Raw genomic sequence first — 1,176 nt, 5'->3', positions numbered from 1 at the left:
CATCCCTAATATCGGGATAATTCTGATTTTTGGGCGCACTAAGCCCATGTATTCAAATTCAGTCGTTTGATCTGTTCAAAACGACAAATATTATACATCAGATTTGTAAGTGTGACATTCGTCTTGGCACGCTTAAAACCAATACCTCGGAAGGTACTGCCTTTCATAGTGTTTTCAATAAAGCCAAAGACATGTTCTACTCGGCAACGAATTCGTGATAGCTTGCGATTAAACTTCTTGTCGACATCGGTAAGTGGAGTATTACGATAAGGGCGACGAGCAGTATAGTGCTTACATCCTTCTGGTACAGGTTTGCCAACATAAGCACTATCATCAAAAACAGGCTCGTGAGTATCACAAAGTTCAGCTAATACGTTAGAATCGTGCACATTAGCTGCTGTTACTTGGAAATTTTTAATGAGCTTTGATTTGGAGTCGACACAGACATGGTTTTTATAGCCAAAGTGATTTTGGTCTCCCTTTTTAGTCCATCGTGCATCTGTGTCTTTCTGAGAACGTTTAGGAGCATCCCAGTCCTCTGGCACCTTTCCTTCTTTGATTTGTTTATTTTCTTTCCGAGAATTTCTTTGTCTAGGTGCTTCCACAAAACTGGCGTCAACAATCTGCCCTTTGTGAGCCAGTAAGCCTTCTTCTTCTAACATAGAGGAAAAACAGTCAAACAACTTTTGTTCTTTACCGGATTTACTAAGACGTTCCCTGTAAAGCCAAATTGTTTTAGCATCTGGAACTCGCTCGTCATCGCAGCCAACAAAACGACGAAAAGACAGACGATCCAGCAATTGGTACTCCATGGCTTCGTCTGACAAATTATAGAGGCGTGCAAGAAGAAGGATTTTAAACATCATAAGGTAGTTATAGGGAGGTCTACCACCCTTAGAAGGATCTTTCTCACTATTTCCAAAAATACGGTTCAGGATTGGGAGAAACATTGCCCATTTCACAGTCTTATCAAGTCGTTCGAGTGGATTTCCCAATTGTGAAAGTTTTTCTAGAAGTCGTTCATCGTCGGAAAATAATAGCATGATAGCACCTCGTTCATCTTAGTAGTACTATTATCTCATAACCCGAATTATTCATACCCTGAATATCTTTGCGTAACTATCAAAAAAATCATCAGAAACAAGCAATAAACAATTGCAATTCTGATGATTTTTA

1 protein-coding gene is annotated in these 1,176 nt (G+C 39.5%); it reads right to left on the bottom strand.

Translation table 11 applies throughout. The features are described from left to right. Positions 1–38: 38 nt before the first annotated feature. Positions 39–1,043, bottom strand: coding sequence for an IS5 family transposase (locus I2503_RS09355; RefSeq protein WP_196967782.1), 1,005 nt, complete (start codon positions 1,041–1,043; stop codon positions 39–41). Between the last annotated feature and the right edge of the window lie 133 nt (positions 1,044–1,176).

The sequence above is a fragment of the Streptococcus sp. NLN64 genome, assembly GCF_015831295.1.
Taxonomy (GTDB): Bacteria; Bacillota; Bacilli; order Lactobacillales; family Streptococcaceae; genus Streptococcus.
Note: the sequence above shows the minus strand (reverse complement) of the source record. Positions and strands in the feature narration are given on the sequence as shown.